Source organism: Arenimonas metalli CF5-1 (genome assembly GCF_000747155.1).
GTDB classification, from domain to species: Bacteria; Pseudomonadota; Gammaproteobacteria; order Xanthomonadales; family Xanthomonadaceae; genus Arenimonas; species Arenimonas metalli.
Genome location: NZ_AVCK01000026.1, coordinates 1 through 18,449, shown reverse-complemented (window position 1 = coordinate 18,449; position 18,449 = coordinate 1). Strand labels below are relative to the sequence as shown.

General features: G+C 71.6%; 14 protein-coding genes and 1 riboswitch. Of the genes, 9 read left to right on the top strand and 5 right to left on the bottom strand.

Annotation, left to right across the window (positions count from 1 at the left end):
• Positions 1-50: 50 nt before the first annotated feature.
• From N787_RS09400 to N787_RS09390, 3 genes are read left to right on the top strand one after another with little or no spacing between them, the layout of a single operon-like run.
• Positions 51-707 (top strand): YceI family protein, encoded by a 657-nt coding sequence (locus N787_RS09400; protein ID WP_052575336.1) that lies wholly within the window; start codon positions 51-53, stop codon positions 705-707.
• A complete protein-coding gene (locus N787_RS09395; RefSeq protein ID WP_034213042.1) occupies positions 691-1,281 on the top strand; it encodes a cytochrome b in 591 nt (196 codons plus the stop codon). Before N787_RS09400 ends, N787_RS09395 begins: the two co-directional genes overlap by 17 nt.
• Positions 1,282-1,283: 2 nt before the next feature.
• The gene (locus tag N787_RS09390; protein WP_034213041.1) at positions 1,284-1,829 is read left to right on the top strand and encodes a YceI family protein; all 546 of its coding nucleotides are present in this window, start codon (positions 1,284-1,286) and stop codon (positions 1,827-1,829) included.
• A 70-nt stretch (positions 1,830-1,899) separates the two neighbouring features.
• Here N787_RS09390 and N787_RS09385 read toward each other — a convergent pair whose 3' ends face one another.
• The gene (locus tag N787_RS09385; protein ID WP_034213038.1) at positions 1,900-2,127 is read right to left on the bottom strand and encodes a glutaredoxin family protein; all 228 of its coding nucleotides are present in this window, start codon (positions 2,125-2,127) and stop codon (positions 1,900-1,902) included.
• Between the two features lie 86 nt (positions 2,128-2,213).
• Here N787_RS09385 and N787_RS09380 point away from each other — a divergent pair, with 86 nt between their 5' ends.
• The 4 genes from N787_RS09380 (at position 2,214) to N787_RS09365 (ending at position 9,795) form a co-directional block, all read left to right on the top strand.
• Complete coding sequence (locus tag N787_RS09380) at positions 2,214-3,596, top strand: L-serine ammonia-lyase (RefSeq protein ID WP_034213035.1); 1,383 nt, start codon at positions 2,214-2,216, stop codon at positions 3,594-3,596.
• 143 nt (positions 3,597-3,739) lie between these two features.
• Positions 3,740-6,775: a ligand-binding sensor domain-containing diguanylate cyclase gene (locus N787_RS09375; RefSeq protein ID WP_169742301.1), complete on the top strand. Its 3,036-nt coding sequence runs from the start codon at positions 3,740-3,742 to the stop codon at positions 6,773-6,775.
• A gap of 33 nt (positions 6,776-6,808) precedes the next feature.
• Entirely contained in the window at positions 6,809-9,016 is a 2,208-nt protein-coding gene (locus tag N787_RS14375; RefSeq protein WP_052575334.1) for a putative bifunctional diguanylate cyclase/phosphodiesterase, read from the top strand.
• A gap of 5 nt (positions 9,017-9,021) precedes the next feature.
• Positions 9,022-9,795 (top strand): M23 family metallopeptidase, encoded by a 774-nt coding sequence (locus N787_RS09365; protein ID WP_084590734.1) that lies wholly within the window; start codon positions 9,022-9,024, stop codon positions 9,793-9,795.
• Between the two features lie 193 nt (positions 9,796-9,988).
• Here the strand turns inward: N787_RS09365 and N787_RS09360 are convergent, their stop codons facing one another.
• A complete protein-coding gene (locus N787_RS09360) occupies positions 9,989-12,268 on the bottom strand; it encodes a TonB-dependent receptor plug domain-containing protein (RefSeq protein ID WP_034213032.1) in 2,280 nt (759 codons plus the stop codon).
• A gap of 140 nt (positions 12,269-12,408) precedes the next feature.
• Between N787_RS09360 and N787_RS09355 the strand changes: the two genes are divergently transcribed.
• Positions 12,409-13,584, top strand: a complete 1,176-nt coding sequence (locus tag N787_RS09355) for an NHL repeat-containing protein (protein ID WP_034213030.1) — start codon at positions 12,409-12,411, stop codon at positions 13,582-13,584.
• A gap of 93 nt (positions 13,585-13,677) precedes the next feature.
• On the opposite strand, the gene N787_RS09350 is transcribed toward N787_RS09355, so the two are convergent.
• Genes N787_RS09350 through metX form a run of 3 tightly spaced genes read right to left on the bottom strand, consistent with a single transcriptional unit; the run spans position 13,678 to position 16,984 of the window.
• Positions 13,678-14,724 carry a homoserine dehydrogenase family protein gene (locus tag N787_RS09350; RefSeq protein WP_034213028.1) on the bottom strand — a complete coding sequence of 349 codons (1,047 nt, stop codon included), beginning with the start codon at positions 14,722-14,724 and terminating at the stop codon, positions 13,678-13,680.
• Between the two features lie 8 nt (positions 14,725-14,732).
• Positions 14,733-15,917 carry a cystathionine gamma-synthase gene (gene metB / locus N787_RS09345; protein ID WP_034213026.1) on the bottom strand — a complete coding sequence of 395 codons (1,185 nt, stop codon included), beginning with the start codon at positions 15,915-15,917 and terminating at the stop codon, positions 14,733-14,735.
• Positions 15,914-16,984 carry a homoserine O-succinyltransferase MetX gene (metX, locus tag N787_RS09340; RefSeq protein ID WP_425387863.1) on the bottom strand — a complete coding sequence of 357 codons (1,071 nt, stop codon included), beginning with the start codon at positions 16,982-16,984 and terminating at the stop codon, positions 15,914-15,916. The genes metB and metX overlap by 4 nt, the downstream gene beginning before the upstream one ends.
• Positions 16,985-17,071: 87 nt before the next feature.
• A riboswitch (SAM riboswitch) is annotated at positions 17,072-17,189 on the bottom strand.
• Positions 17,190-17,305: 116 nt separating this feature from the next.
• Between metX and N787_RS09335 the strand changes: the two genes are divergently transcribed.
• On the top strand, positions 17,306-18,421 hold the full coding sequence (locus N787_RS09335; protein ID WP_052575332.1) for an NHL repeat-containing protein: 1,116 nt from the start codon (positions 17,306-17,308) through the stop codon (positions 18,419-18,421).
• The last annotated feature ends 28 nt before the right edge of the window (positions 18,422-18,449 follow it).

The window sequence follows — 18,449 nt, the reverse complement described above, 5'->3', positions numbered from 1 at the left end:
GTCGGCCTAGACTACGGCCAGGCCCGCCGTCGGGCTGTAGGAGAACGCCGATGCCGAGGGGGACGATCGCGCTGGCCGGGATGTGCCTGCTGGCCCTGGCCAGCCAGGCCGACGCCGCGGCGCGCGAATACCAGCTCGACCCGGTGCACACCCGCATCGCCTTCCAGGTCGACCACGCCGGTTTCTCGCGCGCCATCGGCACCTTTTCCGGCGCCACAGGCACGCTGGTGTTCGACCCCGACGACTGGACCACGGCCACGCTGTCGGTGGCCGTGCCGCTCGACAGCCTGGACCTCGGCGACGCCGAATGGCGCGAACGCGTGCTCGACCGCAGCTTCCTCGATGCGGGCGCGCAGCCAACGGCACGCTTCACCTCCACCCGCGTCGAACCCACGGGCGAAGGCACGGCCCGCGTGTTCGGCGAACTCAGCCTGCGCGGCACCACGCGCGAGGTCGCACTGGACGTCACGCTCAACGCCCTCAAGCGCCACCCGCTAACCTTCAGGCGCACCGCGGGCTTCTCGGCCACCGGCACGCTGGTGCGCCAGGACTTCGGCATGACCGCCTGGGAGCGCCTGGTCGGCGCTGAGGTCACGCTGCAGATCGAAGCCGAGGCGATCCGCGGCCGCGCCGACGGCGCGACCGAAGACGAAGACGAGGCCACCCCCACCCCCGACCGGGAGAACGACGATGCCGCTCAAGAATGACGCCGACCGCTGGGGCTGGATCAGCCTCGGCATCCACTGGCTGACGGTGGCGATGGTGCTGGGCCTCGTCGCCGTGGGCCTGCTGATGCAGGAGCTGCCGAACTCCTCGACCAAGTCCGAGCTTTACTCGCTGCACAAGACCTTCGGCCTCACGGTGCTGGGCCTGACCGTGCTGCGCCTGCTGTGGCGCCTGTTCGCCGGCGCGCCCGCGCCGGTGGCGGGCACGCCGCGCTGGCAGGCGGCGATCGCCAGCGCGACCCACGGCGTGCTGTACCTGATCCTGCTGGCGATGCCGCTCAGCGGCTGGCTGTTCCACTCGGCGTCGGGCTTCCCGCCGCGCAACCTGAGCTGGTTCGGCCTGTTCAAGCTGCCCAGCCTCAGCGACCGCGACCCGGCGCTGCGCGATTTCGCGCTGGCCGCGCACGAGTGGCTGTTCATCGCGCTGGCCGTGATCGTCAGCGTGCATGCGCTGGCCGCGCTCAAGCACCACTACGTCGACCGCGACCGCACGCTGGCGCGCATGCTGCCGCTGGCCAAGCCCGCGCCCAAACCCCAAGACACCCCCGGAGCCTGACCATGCGACTGCCCCTCCTGCTCACCCTGCTGCTGGCCACCGCCGGCGCCCACGCCGCGGACTACCGCGCCCAGTCCGGCTCGAGCCTCGGTTTCGAAGGCGTGTACCAGGGCGAGGCCTTCGAAGGCCGGTTCGCGAAGTTCACGCCGGCGATCCGCTTCGACCCGGCCGACCTGGCGAACGCGCGCTTCGACGTGCGCATCGACCTGGCCAGCGCCAGCACCGGCAACCCCGACTACGACGGCGAGATGCTGGGCGAATCCTTCCTCGACAGCGTCGCGCGGCCGGAAGCGCGCTACGTCGCCACGAAGTTCCGCGCGCTGGGCGCAAACCGCTTCGTGGCCGAAGGCGAGCTCACGCTGCGCGGCATCACCCGGCCCGCGCCGCTCACCTTCACCTGGACCGCGGGCGCCGCGCCGGTGCTGGCGGGCGAGGCGGTGCTCAAGCGCCTGCAGTTCGAGGTCGGCACCGGCGACTGGAGCGACACGGAAGTGATCGCGGACGAGGTGAAGGTGGTGACGCGGCTGGTGCTGGCGCCTTCGAAATAAGTTCCGGCCATCGGGACTGAAGTCCCTCCCACAGGGCTCGCTGTGGGAGGGACTTCAGTCCCGATGCTTTTCAGGCCGCCAGGAACCGCCTGACCGCCTCGCCCGAAAACGGCCAGTCCAGCTCCGCCCCATCCGCTTCCCGCCGCAGCACGGGGATACGCGCGCCGTAGCGCGCCTCCAGCGCCGCGTCGCCGTCGATCCACAGCGAAGCGAAGTCGGCCACGCCGGCCGCGGCCAGTTGTTCCCAGGCCTGGTCGCACAGGTGGCAGTCGTCGCGCTGGATCAGGGTCAGGGACATGGCGGGGCCGGCAGTTCGCCGGCGTACAGTCGCTTCGGCGGGATGGCGCATAGAATACCGGCCTTCCCACGGAACCCGCGCATCCCATGGCCGTCAGCGTCTTCGACCTCTTCAAGATCGGCATCGGTCCCTCGTCCTCGCACACGGTCGGGCCGATGCGCGCCGCCGCGCGCTTCACCAGCCACTGGCTCGAGGACGGCGGCCTGCTGGCGCGCACCGCGCGCGTGCGGGTCGAGGTGTACGGCTCGCTGGCCCTGACCGGCCGCGGCCACGGCACCGACAAGGCCGTGCTGATGGGCCTGGAGGGCCACTGGCCGAACGAGATCGACCCCGACCTGATCCCGGCCGCGCTCGAGCGCATCCGCAAGCAGAAGAAGCTGCTCCTGCTCGGCCGCCACGAGATCGGCTTCGACGAGAAGCACGACCTGGTGATGAACAAGCGCCAGAAGCTGCCCTTCCACACCAACGGCATGCGCTTCACCGCTTTCGACGCCGACGGCGCGCAGCTGGCCACGCGCGACTACTACTCGGTCGGCGGCGGCTTCGTGGTGAACCAGGACGAGGCGGCGGAAGACCGCATCGTCGCCGACACCACCGAGCTGCCCTTCCCCTTCCACTCCGGCGACGAGCTGCTGCAGCGCTGCGCCGAGTCCGGCCTGGACATGGCCGGCGTGATGCTGGCCAACGAGAAGGCCTGGCGCAGCGAAGCCGAGATCACCGCCGGCCTGCGCGAGATCTGGCAGGCCATGCAGGACTGCACCGCGCGCGGCATCCGCGAGAAGGGCACCCTGCCCGGCGGCCTGCACGTCGCGCGCCGCGCGCCCTCGCTGCACGCCGAGCTCTCGTCCAAGCCCGAGGCCGGCATGCGCGACCCTCTGACCGTGCTCGACTGGGTCAACCTCTACGCGCTGGCCGTCAACGAAGAGAACGCCGCCGGCGGCCGCGTCGTCACCGCGCCCACCAACGGCGCCGCCGGCATCATCCCGGCCGTACTGCACTACTACGACCGCTTCTGCCCCGGCGCGAACGAGCAGGGCGTGTTCACCTTCCTGCTCACGGCCGCCGCGGTCGGCATCCTCTACAAGGAAAACGCGTCGATTTCCGGCGCGGAAGTCGGCTGCCAGGGCGAGGTGGGCGTGGCCTGCTCGATGGCCGCCGCCGGCCTCACCGCGGCGCTGGGCGGCACGCCCGGCCAGGTCGAGAACGCCGCCGAGATCGGCATGGAGCACAACCTGGGCCTGACCTGCGATCCGATCGGCGGCCTGGTGCAGATCCCGTGCATCGAGCGCAATGCGATGGGCGCGGTCAAGGCCATCAACGCCTCGCGCATGGCGCTGCGCGGCGACGGCAAGCACAAGGTCTCGCTCGACAAGGTCATCAAGACCATGCGCGACACGGGCCGCGACATGCAGGACAAGTACAAGGAAACCTCGCGCGGCGGCCTGGCAGTCAACGTCATCGAGTGCTGACCGCCATCGCTTGACGTGCGCGTTGCGCACGAAGGGCGCGAGGGGGAAGTGTGATGGGGGGCGCTTGCCGGGACGGGGGCGCAGGCGCGATAGTCGGGGCGAGCCTGCCACGGGACGTCCACGTGCCGAACATGCGCCGCGCCATGCCCTGGGTCGTCTTGCTTGCCGGGCTGCTGGCGGCGGCGCCCTTGGCCGCGCTGGACCCGGACAAGGCCTTCCATCACTACGTCCGCAATACCTGGAGCATCGAGGAAGGCCTGCCCCAGATCAGCGCCCTGGCCATCGCCCAGGACCGCCAGGGCTACCTCTGGGTCGGGACCCAGGCCGGCCTGGCCCGCTTCGACGGCGTGCGCTTCAGCGTCTATACCCCGGAGAGTTCCCCCGGCCTGCCCGGCGTCTGGATCCAGGACCTGCTGGTGGATCCCGAGAACCGGCTGTGGGTGTCCACCTACCGCGGGCTGGCGGTGCGCGACCACCAGGGGTTCCGCGAGGTCCGGCTGGCCGGCGCCGCCGCAGGCACCGTCACCGATACCCGCGACCTGGTGCGGACCGCCGCCGGCGAACTGCTGGTCGCGGCGCCGCAGGGCGTGTTCCGGGTGCGGGACGAGGAGCTGGAGCTGGCCCACCCGATGTCGCGCCCCGTCACCGCGCTGCTGGCGGCGGGCGATGCGCTGCTGGTCGGGCAGCGCGGGCAGGTGCTGCGGCTGGCCGGGGGCGTCACCGAGCTGATGCCGCTGCCCGAGGGCGACGAGGACACGGTGGTCACCGAACTGATCGAGGCGCAGGGCCGGCTGTGGGCCGGCACCAGCGGCGGGCTGTTCCACCGCGAGGGCGGCGAGTGGAAGCGGCACGAGGGCGGCGAGCCGCTGTCGCGGGCGCCGATCGAGACCCTGTTCGAGGACAGCGACGGCAACCTGTGGGTGGGCATGGTCGAGAACCTGGCGCGGCTGCGCAACGGCCGCGTGCGCGAGATCGTCACCGACGAACCGGCGGCGGCCGCGGTGCGCGCGGTGTTCGAGGATCGCGAGGGCAACGTCTGGTTCGGCGGCCAGTGGGAGGGCCTGACCCGCGTTTGGAACGGCTGGACCCGGCGCTACGGCAAGCGCGAAGGCCTGGCGGACCCGGTGCTGTGGTCGGTGGCGCGCGGCACCGACGGGCGGCTCTGGGCCGGCAGCAACTCCGGGCTGAGCGTGATGGAGGGCGGCGCTTTCCGGCAGGTGGTCAAGGGCAGCGACCTGCCGCATCCCAACGCCTACACGCTGCTGCCCGAGGACGACACCGTCTGGATCGGCACCCGGCGCGGGCTGGCCGTGCTGCGCGGCGATCGCCTCGAGCGGCCGGCGGAATTCAGCGCCTTCCGGGGCGCGCAGATCAACGGCATCCTGCGCGACCATCGCGGCGCGCTGTGGTTCGCCACCACGCAGGGCCTGTACCGCCACGCCCGCGGCGAGCTGCGCGGGTTCGGCCCCGGGGACGGGCTGCGCGAGACCCGCACGCGCCTGATGCTGGAAACCCACGACGGCCGGCTGCTGCTGGGCACCCAGGCCGGACTGTTCGAAGTGATCGGCGACCGGGTCGAGGCGCTGGGCGCCGACCAGGGCCTGCCCGACAACGTCGACGTCACCGCCATCCACGAGCTGCCCGGCGGCGAACTGGTGATCGGCACGCTGACCGAGGAAGTCTTCCTGCTGCGCAACGACCGCTGGACCCGATTCGGCGCCGCCCAGGGCATGCCGGTGAACTCGGCCTTCTTCATCACCCACGACCGCCAGGGCTACCTGTGGGTGGCCGGCATCCGCGGCATTCAGCGCATCCGCCTGCGCGACATGCAGGCGCTGGCCGACGGCGAGATCGCGCGCGTGCAGGGCGAGATGCTGCTCAATGAACGTGGCGACCGGCGCGGCGGCCAGAAGGGCGACTGCTGCAACGGCGCCGGCAACGCCAAGGGCTTCCTGTTCGGCGGCGACCTCTACCTGCCCACGCGCAGCGGGCTGGTGGTGATGTCCACCGAGGGCATCGTCAAGAGCGAGATCGCGCCGCGCAGCCTGATCGAGCGCGTGCGCGTGGGCGACGCGTGGCGCGAGGCCGACCCCTCGGCCAACTGGCGCCTGGGCCAGGACGACCGCGACCTGAGTTTCGACTTCACCCTGCTCAGCTTCCAGGACCCCAAGAGCGTCGAGCTGCGCTACCGCCTGGTCGGCTACGACAGCGACTGGCGCGAGCTCGAGGACGTCACCCGCCGCAGCGTGAACTACACCAACCTGCCGCCGGGGTCCTACGTGTTCGAGGCGATCGGCGCCAACAGCGCGGGCATCTGGAGCCCGGCGCCGGCCCAGCTGGGCTTCCACATCCAGCCGCGCTTCCACGAGACCGGCCTGTTTCAGCTGCTGCTGGCCGGCCTGCTGGGCAGCCTGGTGTTCGCCGGCTACCGCCGCCAGCAGGGCAAGCACCTGCGCCAGCGCGAGGCGCTGGAGGCGCTGGTGAGCCAGCGCACCGAGGCGCTGGAGGTGGCCAACTTCCGGCTCGAGGAGGCCAGCCAGACCGATCCGCTGACCGGCCTGCGCAACCGCCGCTACCTGGCCAACCAGATCCCCGCCGACATCGCCTACTACGACCGCGAAGTGGTGCGCCGCGCCTCGCCGGGCGAAGTGATGGTGTTCGCGCTGGTGGACGTGGACCACTTCAAGGCGGTGAACGACCGCCATGGCCACACCGCCGGCGACCGCGTGCTGCAGCAGTTCGCGCAGGTGCTGGGCCAACTCGTGCGCACCGGCGACTACATCGCGCGCTGGGGCGGCGAGGAATTCCTGGTGGTGTTCCGGCCGATGCCGAACCGGCACCTGCCGATCCTAGGCGAGCGCATCCGCCACGCCATCGCCAACCACCGCTTCGACGTCGGCACCGACGAGCCGATCTCCCTGACCTGCTCGATCGGCTTCATCGAATGCCCGCTGTTCCGGGACGCCCGCGGCAGCCTGGGCTGGGAGCAGATGGTCGAACTGGCGGACCGGGCGCTGTACCACGTGAAGGCCCACGGCCGGAACGGCTGGGCCGCCTACCGCCCCCTGCCCAACGCCGACCTGCCCGGCCTGCTGGCCGCCCTGCAGAGCGGCGAGACCGACCTGCTGGCCTCGGGCAAGTTCGAGCTGTTGGGCTCGGACGGCGTGGTCGCCCCCTAGTCGGCGGCGGGTCCCCGGGCCTATCCTCGGGGCATGCAGCAGACCCAACGAAGGATCGGCCTGTTCGTCCTCCTGGTGGCGCTGTACGTCGCGGGCGGCGCCTACGCCACCGAGCTGGTGGGCGGGCCGGCCAAGGTCGCACTGTTCTGGCCGGGCTCGGGCATCGCGCTCGCGGGCGTGATGCGGTTCGGCGCGCGCTGGGCGCTGTTCGTCCCCATCGGCGGGCTGCTGGTGCACCTGCTGTTCGCGCCGGTGCCGCTGGTTTTCCTGCCGTGGTCGCTGGCCAGCAACTTCATCGGCGTGCTGGTGGGCGTGTCCCTGCTCAAGCGCGCGCAGGGCAACGATCCGCTCACGGTCGACTTCGGCCTGCGCGCCCTCGCGGGCGGCATGGCGATGGCCGCCACCAGCGCGGCGATCGGCACGGTGGGCATGGTGCAGTCGGGGATCATCGCGCTCGACGCGCTGCCGGCGGCGATCGCGCTGTGGTTCCTGGGCGACCTGCTGGGCGTGGCCAGCATCGCGCCGGCGATGCTGCTGGCGCTGGCCCGCCGCGAGCGCCGCCGGGTCGCCGGCGGCACCGGCTACGCCGCCGAGCCCGAGCAGCTGCTCTGGAACGTGGCCATGGCCACCAGCTACCTCTTGATGGCCTGGGGCGCGAGCCTCGGCGGCAACTACGCGCTGGGCCTGGTGGCGCTGCCGCTCGGCATCCTGGTCTGGAGCGCGCTGCGCTTCCCGCCGCTGCACACGGCGCTGGCGATCGCGGTGACGATGCTGCTCATCGCGGGCATGGCCGGCATGGCGCTGGCGGGCTACCCGGCGCCGGTGCACGCGCGCGACAGCGCCAGCCTGCTGTCCTTCCTGATCGCGGTGGCGGCGCTGCCGATGATCCTCTCCTTCGCCATGCACCAGCAGCGCGCCAGCGCCGCCAGCCTGACCCAACGCGCCAACACCGACCCGCTCACCGGGCTGGCCAACCGCAACGCCTTCGAGGAGCAGGTGCGCGCCGCGCTGGCCGAACCGGCCGCGCCGCCGATGGCGCTGGCCTACCTCGACCTCGACCACTTCAAGCTGATCAACGACACCGCCAGCCACGTCGCCGGCGACAGCATGATCCGCGGCATCGCCGGCGTGATCGAGGCGCACCGGCACCGCGATGACTTGCTGGCGCGCACCGGCGGCGACGAGTTCGCGCTGCTGCTGCGCAACTGCACGCCGATGGTGGCCGAGGACCGCGCCCGCGCCCTGCTGCGCGCGATCGAAGGCTACCGCTGCGGCTGGGACGGCCGGATGCTGGCCACCCCCGCCAGCGTCGGCCTGGTGGCCTGCCAGCCGGGCCAGGGCGACTACGCGCAGCTGCTGTCGCAGGCCGATGCCGCCTGCTTCACCGCCAAGGAACAGGGCGGCAACCGCGTCTGCCTGGCCAGCCTGGACGGCGGCGAGCTGCTCGACCGCACCGCGGCGATGAAGTGGGTGGTGCGCATCCGCGAATCGCTCGAGCACCACGCGCTGGAGCTGCACTGCCAGAGCATCGTGCCGCTGCGCCCCGAGCTGAAGGACGGCCGGCACTTCGAGGTTCTGCTGCGCCTTCGCGACCCGCGCACCGGCGAGCTGATGATGCCCGGCCGCTTCATGCCCGCGGCCGAGCGCTTCCACCTCGGCACCCGCATCGACCGCGAGGTGATCGGACAGACCCTGGACTGGATGGAGGCGAACCCGGCCGCGGCCGCCACGGTTCGCACCTGTTCGATCAACCTCTCGGGCGATGCACTGATCGACGACGGCTTCATCGGCTTCGTCACCGAGCGCCTGCGCCGCGGCGGCTTCCCCGGCGAAAAGCTGTGCTTCGAGGTCACCGAGACCAGCGCCGTGCGCGACCTGGCCCGGGCCCAGCGCTTCATCAACGAGATGCGCGGGCTGGGCTGCCGGTTCGCACTCGATGACTTCGGCACGGGCTTCTGCTCCTTCAACTACGTGCAGGCGTTGGACGTGGACTACTTCAAGATCGACGGCAGCTTCGTGCGCGACATGGACAGCTCGCCGCTGTCGCTGGCGGTGGTGCGCTCGATCAACGAGATCGCGCACGTGCTCGGCAAGCACAGCATCGCCGAGCACACCGAGACCGAGGCGCAGCGCCGCGCCCTGGCCGAGCTCGGCGTGGACTACGCGCAGGGCCACGCCGTGGACCGGCCGCTGCCGATCGCCACTTATTTCGCGGCGCCGGCGCGGGGCTTCTGGGAGTGAGGGCGATGCGGTGGCTGGCCCTCGCGGTGCTGTGCGCGGCCGGCGTGGCCGCGGCCAACGACAGCCCGGCCGACCTGGTGATCGAACGCCGCGGCGCCGACGTGGTGGCCTACGCGGTGAACCGCCTGTCCGGGCCGGTCGAGGTCGAGCTCAACGCGCTTGAACTGGTGGACATGGCCAACGATACCGCCCTGCCCCTGCGGCGCGTGCTGCCGGCGCGGGCGCGGGTGGAGCTGGTGCGGCTGCGGGCGCTGTCGCCGGCGGCGAAGCAGTCGCTGCGGCTCGACGCCACGCCGGGGCCGCCCGGCAAGATCGCGCGCGACGTCGCCTATTCCCTGCCGGTGGACGAACGCCGGTTCGAGCTGGGCCAGGGCTTCCACGGCGGCTTCAGCCACGACGACCGCGCCAACCGCTACGCCGTGGACCTGATCGTGCCCGAGGGCACGCCGGTGCTGGCGGCCCGCGGCGGCGTGGTGATGCAGGCCGAAGGCGGCTTCCGCGAAGGCGGCCTGGACCCGGCGCTGGCCAACCGCGCCAACCTCATCCGCGTGCTGCACGAGGACGGCAGCATGGCGCTTTACGCTCACCTGCAGCCCGACGGCGTCTACGTGCGGCCCGGCGACACCGTGTCGCTGGGCCAGGTGATCGGCCGCAGCGGCAACACCGGCTACTCCAGCGGCCCGCACCTGCACTTCGCGGTGCAGGTGAACGCCGGCCTGGCGCTGGCCTCGATCCCCTTCCGCATGGTCGGCCCCGACGGCTTCCTGCCGCTTCGGTGACACGCTTCGGATGGGGCTGGCGTGTCTGAACGCGGATCAGAGCGGAAACGACCGATAAGAGCGGATAAGGCTTTAGTGGGTCTTCGCGGGATTGCCGGTCACGCGAAGACCCAACCTTCGTTTCGCTCTATCCGCCTTTATCCGCGTCATCCGCTCTGATCCGCGTTCAGACACACAAACCCGCACCAGGCGATCAGAACGAAAAGCGGGCGATTAGCTGGTAGACGCGACCGGCCGATTCCGTCTCGACTTCGTACTCGTCGTAGTCGCGGTTGGCCTGGTCGTCGAGCGTGGTGAACTTGTCGAAGACCTCGTCCTTGGAGGCGTCGAGCAGGTTCGATCCGGTCAGGCGCAGGGTCCACTGCTCGCCGAAGCGCTTCTCGACGAACACCTCGAGGTCGGCCCCGTAGGACGTGACGATCTCCTCGCCCACGATCCGGCCGAAGGCATCGCCCTGCTTGCGGTAGCTGGCGCCGAACGAGGCCGCCACGCTCGGCAGCTGCTGGATGAAGCCGACGTTGAAGACGTTGCGCGACTGGTCGTTGAAGCGGCGGACACCGAAGGCATCCTCGACCTCCGAGTCCAGCCACGAGTAGTTGAGGAACACGCCGGTATCGTCGAGGCCGAACGCCGTGAGCGGCGTGGACAGGTCGAGTTCGACGCCCCACACCTCGCCGTCGCCGGTGTTGCGCGGCTGCAGCACGAAGGTGCCCGGGCCCTCGTCGCCCTCGATGCCGGTGTTGGCGATCTCGATCAGGTCGCTGATGTCGCGGTAGAAAGCGTTGATGCCGACCACGCCGCGACGGCCCAGGCGACGCTCCCAGCCCAGGTCCAGGCCCCAGGCGATTTCCGGCGCGAGCGCGGCATTGCCCAGCAGGTCGTTGTCGCCCAGCTCGGCCAGCCGCAGCGCGGGCGAGATCTGGTCGAAGCCCGGGCGACGCATGGTGCGCGCCAGCGACGCCGTCAGGCGGTTGCTGTCGTCGAGGTTCCAGCGCAGGTGCGCCGAGGGCAGGAACACGCCGTAGTCGTTGTCCACGCGGGCATCGGCGGGAGCGACCGTGCGGTCGTCGATGCTCACGTCGGTGTGCTGGTACCGCAGGCCGGCCTCCCATTCCAGCGCGCCGGCGCTGCCGCTGAGCTTGGCAAACGGCTCCAGGCGGGTCTCTTCGATGGTGTTCAGGCCACCATCCACCGGCAGGAAGGGACCGAACTCCCCCGGGATGACCGGCCGCGGCGACGGTGCGTTGGGAATGGTGATGCGGTTGCGGTCGGCGGTGATCGCGGTATCGCGGTCCTTGCGGGTGGCCTCCAGGCCGAAGCGAAGCTCGGCGCCGCCCACGTCGCGGGTGTGGCGGATCTCGCCGGACAGCTCGCGGTCGCGGATGTCGAGGTAGCTGCGGTCGCCGGTGAAACGGTCGTCCTCCGGGAAGGGATTGGCGTCGCGCAGGTACTCGTACTCGTCCTCGAACTCGTACTGGTCGTCGTCGATGCCGGCGTAGCCAAACCGGATGCGGTTCTCGCCGCCGGCACCCGGCCAGGCGTACTCGGCGCCGAGCTGGTAGTTGTCGGTGCGGATGTCGAGGTCGTTCGCGTTGATGGTGAGGATGCTGGCGTCGGCCTGCACGCCGGCGTCGTACTCGATCGAGTCCTCCTCCTGGATCCGGTCGGTCCGCACGTAGAAGGCGTTCAGCGCCAGCCGGCCGGGGCCGACCTCGGCCGAGTAGTCGAGGTTGAACGAGTAGTCGTCGCCGCTGCGGGTGTCGGTCTGCACCTCGGTGTTGTCGAGGGTGCCGCCCGGCGCGTCGAAGCGCTGGCTGAACTTGAGCTTCGGGTTGCGGCGACCCTGGGTGCTGGCGCCGAGCAGCAGCTGGCCGCCCAGGGCCTCGCCGCCCCAGACCGCGCCGAGGGTCGGCTCGATCTCGTCGTCCGGGTACTGCGACGCGCCGACGCGCAGGTAGCCGCCCTCGAGGGAATAGCCGTCGCGCAGCACGATGTTGAGCGCGCCGGCGATGGCGTCGCCGCTGCGGTCGGCGGACGAGGAGCGGACGATCTCGATGCGGTCGACGAGCTCGGCCGGGATGCGGTCGACGAAGAAGGAGCGGTCGAAGCCGGCGCCGGGCACGCGGCTGCCGTTGATCAGGATCTGGGTGTAGCCCGGGTCGAGGCCGCGCAGGCGGACGCCATCGTATTCGAGCACGTCGGACAGGAAGGCGACGCTGGGCACGCGCTTGAGCATGTCGCCCACGGTGAGCGGCTCGAACGACTGGAAGTAGGCCAGGTCGTAGACCAGGGTGGCGGGTTCTTCGGTGCGGTCGCGGTAAACGATCTCGCCGGTGACCTCGATGGCGTCGAGTTCGCGCATCGCCCCGTCGGGCGTGGGCACCGCGTCCTGCGCGGCGGCGAGGCCGGCACCGGCCAGCAAGGCGCCGGCAATGGCCAGCGAGAGACGGGATGCGATCGGATGCTTCGTCATTGCCACGGGTTCCCCTGTAATGGATGCGGGGATTTCTACGCGGCGCAGATGGCCGAAATGTGACCGATGACGGTGTCATGGGAATGCCTTGAGGCTGCGATACAAGCGTCACCGACTTCCTTCATTTCTCGGAAAACACCATGCGCCCCACCCTGCTTTCGCTTGCCCTGCTGCCGCTGCTGGTTGCCGTTGCCTGCACGCCTTCCGCGCCCGAGCCCGCCGCCGGGCCGACCGCGGCGCCGACGCCCGTGCGTGAGCGCGAGCCGGACGAGAACGTCGAGGTGGATCCGCTGCTGGCCGACGCCGGTATCGCCCATGCCGTCGTGGCTGAAGCCTTCCTCACCGAGATGGTGCCGGAGAACAACACCGACTCGCTGGCGTCGTGGACCGCGCCGGACGGCGTCACCTGGCTGCTGGCCACCGCCAAGGAAGGCAGCAAGGGGCTGGTGATGTACGACGGCGACACCGGCGCGACCCTGCGCGACATCGGCACCGTCGGCCCGGGGCCGGGCCAGTTCAGCCGCCCGAACGGGATCGCGGTGGCCGGCGACCTGGTCTTCGTGGTCGAGCGGGACAACGCGCGCGTGCAGGTGCTGTCGCTGCCCGGGCTGGAGTCGCGGCTCACCTTTGGCGAGGACGCGCTGCGCAAGCCTTACGGGCTGTGGATCCGCGAACACGGGCCGGGCGACTTCGAGGTGATGGTGAGCGACGCCTACATGGCGGGCAAGGACGCGGCCGACGAAGACATCCTGCCGCCGCTTTCCGCGCTCGGCCAGCGCATTCATCGCTATCGCGTGCGCGCCGACGGCGAGGCGCTGGTGGCCGAGGCCACCGGCACCTTCGGCGACACCGGCGCCGACGGTGCGATCCGCATTCCCGAATCGCTGTGGGGCGACGTGGCGCACGACCGCGTGCTGGTGGCCGAGGAGGACGTGGCCACCGGCACGGGCTACCGCGAGTACTCGCTGGACGGCGTGTTCAAGGGCCGCTCGGTCGGCGTGGGCCAGTTCAAGGCGCAGGCCGAGGGGCTGTCGCTGTGGAGCTGCGCGGACGGCAGCGGCTACTGGATCACCACCGATCAGTTCAAGGATCGCAGCCTGTTCCACGTCTTCGACCGCGTGACGCTGGCGCCGCTGGGCGCGTTCGCCGGCGAGACCATCGCCAACACCGACGGCGTCTGGCTGCACCAGCCGCGCACGAAGCGTTTCCCCGCGGGCGTGTTCTACGCCGTGCACGACGACATGGGCGTCGGCGCCTTCGACTGGCGCGACATCGCCAAGGCCCTCGACCTGCGCGAGAGCTGCACCACGCCCTGATTCCGTTTCGCGCTACCTGTAGGAGGGCCTTCAGGCCCGAAGCTATGCGCCGGAAAGCTTCGGGCCTGAAGGCCCTCCTACACGGGTCATCGGTCAGGCGAGGATGCGGAGGAGGTCGTCGAGCAGGGCGGCGGCGGTGACTTCGGCGCCGGCGCCGGGGCCCTGGATCTGCAGCGGGCGGTCGCGGTAGCGGGTGCTCCAGATCGCGACGCGGTTGTCGCAGCCGCGGCCGACGGCCAGCGGGTCGTCGGGCACTAGCGTCTCGAGGCCGACGCGGGCGCCGGCGGCGTCGAAGCGGGCGACGTAGCGCAGCACGCGGCCATCGCGGGCGGCGCGGGCGGCGCGCTCGCCGATCGGGCCATCGAGGTCCTGCAGCGCGCCATCCACCGCGTCGGGCGTCGCCGCCTGCAGCCGGGGCGTCAGCAGCGAGTCCACCCGCACTTCTTCCGACTCCAGCGGATAGCCGGCGGCGCGGGCCAGGATCAGCAGCTTGCGGCGCACGTCCTCGCCCGAGAGGTCCACGCGGGGGTCGGGCTCGGCGTAGCCCTGGGCCACCGCCGCGCGCACGCGGTCCGAGAAAGGCTCGCGGCCGTCGTAGCCGTCGAACAGCCAGGCCAGCGTGCCCGACAGCACGCCCACGATCGCGCCGATGCGGTCGCCGCCGGCGCGCAGGCCGCGCAGCGTGGCCAGCAGCGGCAACCCGGCGCCGACGGTGGCGGCGTCGCCGTAGCGGCGCTGCGCGTTGGCCAGCTGGGCGATCTCGTGCTGGCGCAGCAGCGGGCCGCCGAGGCCAAGCTTGTTGGCGCTGACCACGTGCAGCCCCTGGCGCAGCCAGCGCGGATGCCAGGCCGCGAGCTCGGCCGAGGCGGTGGCGTCGATCACGATGTCGCCGGGGCCGAAGTCCGCCGGCAACGCGCCGCCGCCGTCGTGTGCCCCACCCTCGGCCAGCGCGGCGGCGCAGGCCAACGGCGAAAGCCCCTGCGGCGCGTGCACATGCCGGCGCGAGTTCGCGACCCACTGAAGCGAGAGGCGCGGCTCCGCGTGGTCGGCGAGCCGATCGAGCAAGGCCCGGCCGACGGTGCCGACGCCCAGCAGCGCCACGCGGCGCGTTGCCGGCAACGCCGCCGGCAGGGCTTCCACGGGCAGGCTCACGGCAGCACCTCCGCCGCGACCACGCGCGCGGCGCGATCGAGCGCGGCGCCGAGGTCGGCCTCGAGGTCCTCCAGCGCCTCGATGCCGACCGACAGCCGCAGCAGGCCTTCGCCGATGCCCGCGACGCGGCGCGCCTCGGCCGACATCGCCGCGTGCGTCATCGTCGCCGGATGCGCGACCAGGCTTTCGACGCCACCCAGCGATTCCGCCAGCGTGAAGTGCTGCAGCCCGTCGAGGAAAGCGCGCACCGCCGGCACGCCGCCCGCGAGCTCCAGCGACACCATCGCGCCGAAACCGTGCTGCTGCCTCGCCGCCAGCGCATGCCCCGGATGCGAGGCCAGGCCCGGATAGTGCACGGCCGCGCAGGCCGGATGGCGCTGCAGGCGCTCGGCCAGCGCCGCAGCGTTCTCCTGGTGCACGCGCAGGCGGGCGTCCAGCGTGCGCAGCCCGCGCAGGGTCAGGAAGCTGTCGAAGGGCGAGCCGGTGAGGCCGAGCGCGTTGGCCCACCACGCCAGGTGTTCGTGGCGCGCCGCGTCGCGGGCGACCACCGCGCCGCCGACCACATCGCTGTGGCCGTTGATGTACTTGGTGGTGGAGTGCAGCACGAAGTCGGCGCCGTGTTCGATCGGCCGCTGCAGCGCCGGCGAGAGGAAGGTGTTGTCCACCAGCGCCAGCGCGCCGGCGGCGTGCGCGGCGGCGATGACCGCGGAGAGATCGGTGATGCGCAGCAGCGGATTCGACGGCGTTTCAATCCAGACCAGCGCGGTCGGCTTGGCCAACGCGGCCGCGAGGGCGCTCGCATCGGCCAGGTCCACCAGCGCCAGCTCGAAGCGGCCCTTGCGCGCCAACGCGTCGAACAGGCGCCAGCTGCCGCCGTAGCAGTCGTGCGTCACCACCAGCCGGTCGCCGGGCTGCAGCAGGGCCTCGAGCACCAGCGTAATCGCAGCCATGCCGGTGGCCGTGACCACCGCGCCGGAGCCGCGCTCGAGCTCGGCCAGCGCCTCGGCGAGCTGGTCGCGCGTGGGGTTGCCGCTGCGCGTGTAGTCGTAGCGGCGCTTCTGGTTGAAGCCGGCGAAGCTGAAGTTGCTCGACAGCACCAGCGGCGGCGTGACCGCACCGAAGGCAGTGTCGGCATCGATGCCGGCGCGCACGGCGGCCGTGGCGGGACAGCGGGCGCTCACTTCGCACCGCCTTCGGCCGCGGCCAGGGCTTCGGTGAGCAGGCGCGCGATGGCCGCGTCCTCCTTCAGGAAGGCGTCGTGGCCGTAGCGCGAACGCAGCGGCCGCAGCGTGGCGGGGCCGCCCAGCGTCTCGACCAGCTGCTGCAGGTCGGCTAGCGGCACCAGCCGGTCTTCCTCGATGGCGACCACGGTGGTGGGCACGCGCACGGCGGCCGGATCAACGCGGTGCAAATCGATGGACTCCGACAGGCGCAGGAAGGCGGTGCTGGTCCAGCGCGCGGCGTAGCGCTGGCCGCAGTGCGCGAGGTAGTCCTCGGCGGCGCAGCGGGCAACGCCGTCGTGCAGCGCGGGCGGCGCGTCGAAACGCTCGCCGAACTCCTCGGGCGTGCGGTAGCTCAGCATCGCGAACTGCCGCGCCAACGCGAGGCCGCGCGACACCGCGCCCTCGCTGCGGCCCAGCGCCACGCACTGCCGCTGCAGCGCGCGCCAGGCGCTCGCGTACGGATGGGCACGATGCGCGCCGGAAATGGCGACCAGGCGTTCGATCCGATCACCGTGGCGCGCGGCGAACTGCAGGCCGACCATCGCGCCGTAGGACGCGCCGATGAAGGCCAGGGCACGGCCCACGCCCAGCGCATCGAGCACGGCCGCGAGCGCATCGGCCTGGTCGGCGCTGTCGATCGGCACGTCGAGCGCGCCGTCGGCACCCAGCCAGTCGATGGCGAGCACGCGCAGGCGGCGGGTATCGATGGCGCGACCGGGACCCACCTGCGCATCCCACCAGCCCGGCGTGGCGTCGTCGCGGCCCGCGGCGGCGTGGCGCCCCGCGGAAATGCCGCCGGCGACGATGACCAGCGGCGCATCGGCCAAGCCAAGCAGTTCGCCGCGCACCACCACGCGGCGCGGGCCGGCGTGGCGCAGCGCCAGTTCCAGCGGCAACGTGAATCCCCCCGGCCCCTGTGGGAGGGACTTCAGTCCCGATCGCCCTTCGCCAGAAAGCATCGGGACTGAAGTCCCTCCCACAAGGTCATGGACGTCGGGGTGGGCGGGGGCAAGGTGGAAACTCATCGCAGGACTCCTGGGTTGGACGGGCACCCAGGGAGGTTCATGCGGGAAAGCGGCGTCACGTGCCCTGCCTCTCGCGGGGAAGCACATGACCCATCTCTCGGCGGACGCGCGGTCCCCGCAGGAATTGGCACCTTCATGCGCGATTGCTCGTGCATGGGTTGCCCCGGCGTCTTCGGGCCTACCCCTCAGCCGGTCTCGATGGGTGTTGCGGGGTGGACTTTGCGCCTCCCCGGCAGGCATGTCAATCCCTTCATGCGGATGAAGCGATGGAATATCCCAGGCGATGGCGGGCGCCCGGGCCGGGCCGCATAATCCCGATCCATGACCCATCCCCCGCGCTGGCGCCTCGCCGCCCTCCCCCTCGCCCTGCTCGTCGCCGGCTGCGCCGGGACCGCGGGCCGCCCCGACAGCTCCTCCGGCCCGCTGCCGGACAAGACCCCGCCGCCGATGGCGCGCGTGGCCGAGAGCTTCGTCACCGCGCCGATGCCCGAGCACGAGATCGACTCGGTGGCCGCCTGGAACACGCCCGACGGCGGCACCTGGCTGATCGCCACCGCCAAGGAAACCCACCGGCTGGTGGTCTACGACGGCAACACCGGCGCGATGCTGCGCGAGATCGGCGGCCAGGGCGACGCGCCCGGCCAGTTCCTGCGCCCGAACGGCATCGCCGTGTTCGGCGACATCGTGTTCGTGGTCGAGCGCGACAACCAGCGCGTGCAGCTGTTCGAGCTGCCGTCCTTCCGCCCGCTGCTGCAGTTCGGCAAGGGCGAGCTCAAGAGCCCCTACGGCCTGTGGCTGCACGAACTGGCGCCGCGCGAACTGGAGCTGTTCGTCACCGACAGCTTCATGGCCGACTACCGCATCCAGCTGGCGCCGCCGCTGGACGAGCTCGACCAGCGCGTGAAGCGCTACCGCCTCGACCTGCGCGGCGCCACGCCGACCGCCACCCTGCTCGAGCAATTCGGCGACACCAGCGAGGAAGGCGCGCTGCGCATGGTCGAATCGATCGCCGGCGACCCGGTGCACGACCGCCTGCTGGTGGCCGAGGAAGACATCCGCATCGGCACCACCCTGCGCGAATACCGCATGGACGGCACCTACACCGGCCGCAGTCTGCCGCCCGAGCGCTTCCAGGCCCAGGCCGAAGGCGTGGCGCTATGGGCCTGCGCCGACGGCAGCGGCTATTGGATCACCGCCGACCAGAACCCCGACCGCACCGCCTTCCACGTCTTCGACCGCCAGAGCCTGGCGTTCAAGGGCAGCTTCGCCGGCGACCATATCGCCGTGACCGACGGCATCTGGCTGCACGCGGTGGGCACCAAGGCCTTCCCGAACGGCGTGCTGTACGTCTCGCACAACGACGAGGGTGCCGGCGCCTTCGACTGGCGCGAGATCGCCCGGGCCCTGGAGCTGCGCGTCGACTGCACCCAGCCCTGATTCCCCCTGTAGGAGGGCCTTCAGGCCC

Bases quoted from the DNA above. Each gene is read 5' to 3' on its own strand.
- N787_RS09400 (WP_052575336.1), top strand. From the start codon at position 51: ATGCCGAGGGGGACGATCGCGCTGGCCGGGATGTGCCTGCTGGCCCTG.
- N787_RS09395 (WP_034213042.1), top strand. From the start codon at position 691: ATGCCGCTCAAGAATGACGCCGACCGCTGGGGCTGGATCAGCCTCGGC.
- N787_RS09390 (WP_034213041.1), top strand. From the start codon at position 1,284: ATGCGACTGCCCCTCCTGCTCACCCTGCTGCTGGCCACCGCCGGCGCC.
- N787_RS09385 (WP_034213038.1), bottom strand. From the start codon at position 2,127: ATGTCCCTGACCCTGATCCAGCGCGACGACTGCCACCTGTGCGACCAG.
- N787_RS09380 (WP_034213035.1), top strand. From the start codon at position 2,214: ATGGCCGTCAGCGTCTTCGACCTCTTCAAGATCGGCATCGGTCCCTCG.
- N787_RS09375 (WP_169742301.1), top strand. From the start codon at position 3,740: ATGCCCTGGGTCGTCTTGCTTGCCGGGCTGCTGGCGGCGGCGCCCTTG.
- N787_RS14375 (WP_052575334.1), top strand. From the start codon at position 6,809: ATGCAGCAGACCCAACGAAGGATCGGCCTGTTCGTCCTCCTGGTGGCG.
- N787_RS09365 (WP_084590734.1), top strand. From the start codon at position 9,022: ATGCGGTGGCTGGCCCTCGCGGTGCTGTGCGCGGCCGGCGTGGCCGCG.
- N787_RS09360 (WP_034213032.1), bottom strand. From the start codon at position 12,268: ATGACGAAGCATCCGATCGCATCCCGTCTCTCGCTGGCCATTGCCGGC.
- N787_RS09355 (WP_034213030.1), top strand. From the start codon at position 12,409: ATGCGCCCCACCCTGCTTTCGCTTGCCCTGCTGCCGCTGCTGGTTGCC.
- metX (WP_425387863.1), bottom strand. From the start codon at position 16,984: ATGAGTTTCCACCTTGCCCCCGCCCACCCCGACGTCCATGACCTTGTG.
- N787_RS09335 (WP_052575332.1), top strand. From the start codon at position 17,306: ATGACCCATCCCCCGCGCTGGCGCCTCGCCGCCCTCCCCCTCGCCCTG.